The sequence below is a fragment of the Geobacillus proteiniphilus genome, from assembly GCF_001908025.1.
GTDB classification, from domain to species: Bacteria; Bacillota; Bacilli; order Bacillales; family Anoxybacillaceae; genus Geobacillus; species Geobacillus proteiniphilus.
In genome coordinates this window covers 1-652 of the sequence record NZ_MQMG01000140.1, presented here as the reverse complement: position 1 = coordinate 652, position 652 = coordinate 1, and the positions used below count along the sequence as shown (strand labels likewise).

General features: G+C 44.6%; 1 protein-coding gene. It reads right to left on the bottom strand.

All coding sequences use genetic code 11. From position 1 onward, the window contains the following. Positions 1 to 652: transposase family protein (locus BRO54_RS18900; protein ID WP_239691304.1), on the bottom strand; the 652-nt coding region annotated here is incomplete at both ends.

The window sequence follows — 652 nt, the reverse complement described above, 5'->3', positions numbered from 1 at the left end:
CCGCCTTATGATAAGGTTCCCACATGTCAAGAATCACCGTTTGGACCCTTTCTTTCGACAGGACATTTTGGCTCAACAAGTGGATGGCGGAGTCACATTGGCGATCGGCATGCATTCCCATGACCGATCCAGCTTTGGCATCCATCAATACGGTTTCATACTGATGTCCCTTTTTTACAGCGATTTCATCTAAGCTAAGCACCATCTCTTCTTGAGAAGATGCTTCTATCGCTGTTTGACGCTCTTTTGCTTTTTTCGATGCGATGGAGTAATAGATGCGTTCCAATGTCGTATATGGGATGCGGTGCTTTCGGCTAACCTCTTGAATGGTGGAGCCTTCACAAAGTTCATACAAGTACTCACAAAATCGATTGGTGTAGTGTTGATTGGGTTGAATCGATTCCAAAGAGGCGGAAAACACTTGGGAACAATTCCAGCACCGATAGCGCTTTACCTTTACGAACAAGTACACCGGTTGATGGAAAATCGCCAAATCCCGTACTTTTCTTGTCCGTCTGTCGTGGACAGAGGAAGTGGCAAACCCACAATGAGGGCAACGTTCCTGTGTCTCTGTTTTCTCTACATGAATCGCATAACCATAGGAAAGAAGTTCTTGTTTAATCACTTTAAATTCTGGCAATCCTAGTGGTAT